The sequence below is a fragment of the Actinomadura sp. NPDC049753 genome, from assembly GCF_040674655.1.
Taxonomy (GTDB): domain Bacteria; phylum Actinomycetota; class Actinomycetes; order Streptosporangiales; family Streptosporangiaceae; genus Spirillospora; species Spirillospora verrucosospora.
Genome location: NZ_JBFARL010000373.1, coordinates 1 through 3619, shown reverse-complemented (window position 1 = coordinate 3619; position 3619 = coordinate 1). Strand labels below are relative to the sequence as shown.

General features: G+C 73.3%; 6 protein-coding genes. 3 read left to right on the top strand and 3 right to left on the bottom strand.

What is annotated here, in order from left to right:
• The 3 genes from AB0K37_RS41045 to AB0K37_RS41035 all read left to right on the top strand — a co-directional run.
• The coding region (locus AB0K37_RS41045; RefSeq protein WP_363991339.1) for an ROK family protein at positions 1–812 on the top strand (812 nt) is incomplete at its 5' end.
• 188 nt (positions 813–1000) lie between these two features.
• The gene (locus AB0K37_RS41040; RefSeq protein ID WP_363991336.1) at positions 1001–1306 is read left to right on the top strand and encodes a hypothetical protein; all 306 of its coding nucleotides are present in this window, start codon (positions 1001–1003) and stop codon (positions 1304–1306) included.
• Positions 1303–1593: a hypothetical protein gene (locus AB0K37_RS41035; protein ID WP_363991334.1), complete on the top strand. Its 291-nt coding sequence runs from the start codon at positions 1303–1305 to the stop codon at positions 1591–1593. Before AB0K37_RS41040 ends, AB0K37_RS41035 begins: the two co-directional genes overlap by 4 nt.
• On the opposite strand, the gene AB0K37_RS41030 is transcribed toward AB0K37_RS41035, so the two are convergent.
• The 3 genes from AB0K37_RS41030 to AB0K37_RS41020 all read right to left on the bottom strand — a co-directional run.
• Entirely contained in the window at positions 1577–2734 is a 1158-nt protein-coding gene (locus tag AB0K37_RS41030; protein WP_363991331.1) for an AAA family ATPase, read from the bottom strand. The genes AB0K37_RS41035 and AB0K37_RS41030 overlap by 17 nt on opposite strands.
• A gap of 8 nt (positions 2735–2742) precedes the next feature.
• Positions 2743–3390 (bottom strand): nicotinamide riboside transporter PnuC, encoded by a 648-nt coding sequence (gene pnuC, locus AB0K37_RS41025; RefSeq protein ID WP_363991329.1) that lies wholly within the window; start codon positions 3388–3390, stop codon positions 2743–2745.
• Between the two features lie 39 nt (positions 3391–3429).
• The coding region (locus tag AB0K37_RS41020) for a YqgE/AlgH family protein (protein WP_363991326.1) at positions 3430–3619 on the bottom strand (190 nt) is incomplete at its 5' end.

The window sequence follows — 3619 nt, the reverse complement described above, 5'->3', positions numbered from 1 at the left end:
GGGAGCGGATCGCGGCGGTGCGCGCCGCGGTCAAGGCGTGCCTGGCCGGGGCGGGCGTCGACCGGCGGTCGCTGCGGGCCGTCGCGGTCGGCACCCCCGGCGTCGTCGCCCCGGACGGGACGATCACGTCCTGCACGGTCGTGCCCGGGTGGGAGGGCGTCCACCTGGCGCGCGAGCTGGGCCGCTCGTTCTCCTGCCCCGTCCTCGGCGAGAACGACGCCAACCTCGCTGCCATGGCCGAGCGGTGGCGCGGCGCCGCCCGCGACGCCGACGACGTCGTCTGCGTCTACGCCGCCCTGCACACCGGCATGGGCGCGATCATCGGCGGCCGCCTGCACCGGGGCCGCTGGGGGGCGGCGGGCGAGATCGGCATGCTGGACGAGCTGGGCCTGCGGGACACGACCGCCTCCCTGGTGCCGGACGCCGGACCCGGCCCCCTGTTCGAGGAGGCGGAGCGCGTCCTGGACGCGGCCGGGCGCGGGTCCGCCGAGGCGCGGGACCGGGTGGAGCGGCTCGCCGCCCGGATGGCGCGCGGCGTCGCGGCGATGGCCCTCGCCCTCGACCCGGAGATGATCGTGGTCGGCGGCCCCCTGGCCGGGGCCGGCGCGCCGCTGGTCGCCGCGCTGCGCGGGCGGGTCGCCCCGCTGTCCCTGAGCCCGGTCCGGATCGAGGGGTCCGAACTCGGGGACGAGTCGGTGGCCCTCGGCGCCGTCCGCCTCGCCCTCGACAGGATCGACGAGGACCTGTTCCGCCTCGCGCCCCCGGCCGACGCCGGTGAGGAGCCCCGGGCCCGCCCGCCCGCATCCGCGTGAAGGGCCGACCGGCTCGAATATCGGAAGCGCCCGGAACACACCTGTGCCTACAAACCGCTTTTGCGTCCCCCGAGGTCGGAGGAGATCAGTACGCTGCGTGTCGCGAAATGACCCTCTGTGCTGTCGGTGGGGCCCGGTAAGGTCTCCGGTGTACGGGTGAGAGGGGACGACGAACGGACGGGAGCGACATGAGCGCACAGCCCGTAGAGCCACTCCTCCCCGGGCAGGTCCACCGGGTCCCGAGGACGATCAAGGGCATCGCCGACTGCCTGCCCCGGGAGAAGCGGGATCAGTTCCTCGGCGAGGTCATGGACGCCAGGTTCGGCCCTGAACTGACGAACCTGCTGTCGGGATGGCATGCGGAAGCGATGTTCAGCCAGGTGCCCGACCGCGAGGAGCGCCGCGCGAGGGCGACCGAGGAGATGAGGGCGGGAAGAAAGATCTCCCTGGAGGAGATCAGGGCCGGACGCCGCTTTCGCAGCGGAAACGAGTGACCGCTCGCAAGAGCGGCTGGACGGTCTTCTGCTCTGAGACGGCGGGCCTGATCCTCCACTCCTCCCTCCCGAAACAGATCGAAGACCGCCTTGTCGAGTACCTCTGCGAGCTGGCCTGGCAGGGTGGTGTCGCGGTCGACCTGGGGTTACCGCCGCCAGGGAGGCCGCTCGACGAGGCCGGAGTCGCTTATGCGGTCTCGCTGGACGACATCGACGCGTCCATCGAGTATCTGGTCGTCCGCGATATCAAGGAGTTCCACATCACCGATATCAGCTGGGCCGGCTGACCCGACGCCGGTTGGCTTGGTGGGCGGGGGCTATGGGGGTCAGCGGGGGGTTGAAGTGCCAGCCCTCGGCGAGCAGGGCGTCGGTCGCCTCGACGGCGGCGGCCAGGCGCTGCTCGTGGGAGCCCGTCACGGTGAGGTGGGGGAGGCCCTGCTTCCTCAGTTCGTCCTGGAAGCGTCCCGACATCCACGACCTGATCCGCTCGCCGTCGCGCCAGCCGTCCTGCTCGAAGGGGACGCCCGTGTGATCGGTCACGATCCACAGGTGGTGCGGCGTCCGGCCGTGGACCGCCTCGACCTCGGGAGCCGACGCGCCGACGTAGCGCTCGTGCCAGATCACCGTGGCGAACGCGTCGGTGTCGCAGACCAGCAGCGGCGAGCCCGACCGGGCCGCCGCGTCCTCCAGGGCCGCGTGGTGCTCGGCGATCCGGGTGAACTCGGCCGACTCCCACACCAGGTCCTCCAGCCGCAGGGACGGGTCGCCCTCCCGCCGCCGGACGGCGGCCAGCTTCTCCTCGGTGAACGTCCGGCCGTACTCCGGCACCCACCGGGTCGCCTCCCACACCCCGCCCCGCCGCGCGTAGTGGGCCGCGAGCGCGCGGGCCAGCGTGGTCGTGCCGGTCGACTCGGCGCCCACGACCACCACCCGCCGCGCCAGGTACGCCCGGACCGGCGGCGACAGGTACTCCCAGTTGGCCACGGGGTCCTCCCGCACGGCGGTGCCGCTCACCGGGAAGCGCTCGCGCGGCGGGTCGACCGGGACGTGCGCGGCCGAGAAGCGCTCGGCCAGCTCCGGCCCGTACGCCTCCGAGCTGAACACCGCGTCCACCGGCGGGACGGACGCGCCGAGCCCCGACCGCATCGCCAGGCCCGCCCGGAACGCCGCGACGTGCGCCGACCAGGCCTCGTCGGACTCGTAGTCGATCTCCGCGTCGTCCACCACCGGGACGATCTCCACGTGCGGCTGCCGGTGCGCCTCGCGCAGCCACGCCGTGCGCAGCGCGAGCGGGATGCTCTCCGCGGTGGACGCCGCCACGACGACGCTCACCCGGGCGCAGGACGCGGCGGCCGTGTCGATGAGATGGTGGTGCCCGGCGTGCGGCGGATAGAACTTGCCGATGACCAGGCCGTGCTCGTGCGTCATGCGGCCCTTCACGCGGCCGCCGCCGGAGCGAGGGGCAGCGTACGCAGGTCGCGGCGCCAGGCCAGCAGCCCGGACACGCACAGCGCCAGGAACACGAGGTAGAGGGCGCTGGTGAGCTTGAGGTCCTTGGCGAAGTACAGCGGGATGTAGACGAGGTCGGCGGCGATCCACAGCCACCACGACTCCAGCAGCTTGCGCGACTGCCCGTAGGTCGCCATGAGGGAGAGCGCGGTGGTGAGGGCGTCCCAGAACGGCACGGTGGAGTCCGTCCATGCCGACAGCGCCCAGGTCAGGAACGCGGTGCCGGCGGCGCCCGCGGCGATCAGGGCCGCCCACTCCGCGTCCCGCGTGCGCCGCACCGGGAGCCGGTCGCGGCCGTCCCCGCCGTACAGCCACACCCACCAGCCGTAGAGCTGGAGCGCGACGTAGACGACCTGGAGGCCGGCGTCGGCGTAGAGGCCGCCGTCGAGGAACACCAGGCCGAGCAGGATCACGTTCGCGATGCCGATCGGCCAGTTGAGGATGTTCTGCCGGACGACGAGCCACACGTTGACGGCGCCGGTCGCGAAGCCGAGCAGCTCCGCCCACGTGGTGGGGACCGACCCGAGATGGAAGGCGGGGTCGAGCAGCGGACCGAGCGGGACGTTCACCGACATGCCCGCCATGATCACATATCGTCAGTTCGACGACAAGTGTCAGGCGAGGTCGACCAGGACGAGCGGCGCCGTCGTCGGCCGCGCGGACCCGCCGGCGGGCTCCACGGTCACGCCGACCCTGTCCCGCGGCCGCCACACGTCCCCGGCCTCCGCGGGCACCAGGTACCACGAGCCCTCCTCGACCTCGGAGCGCAGCTGCCCCGGCGACCAGCCCGCGTACCCGGCGAAC

Coding starts and splice junctions, on each gene's coding strand:
- AB0K37_RS41040 (WP_363991336.1), top strand. CDS start 1,001: ATGAGCGCACAGCCCGTAGAGCCACTCCTCCCCGGGCAGGTCCACCGG.
- AB0K37_RS41030 (WP_363991331.1), bottom strand. CDS start 2,734: ATGACGCACGAGCACGGCCTGGTCATCGGCAAGTTCTATCCGCCGCAC.
- pnuC (WP_363991329.1), bottom strand. CDS start 3,390: ATGTCGGTGAACGTCCCGCTCGGTCCGCTGCTCGACCCCGCCTTCCAT.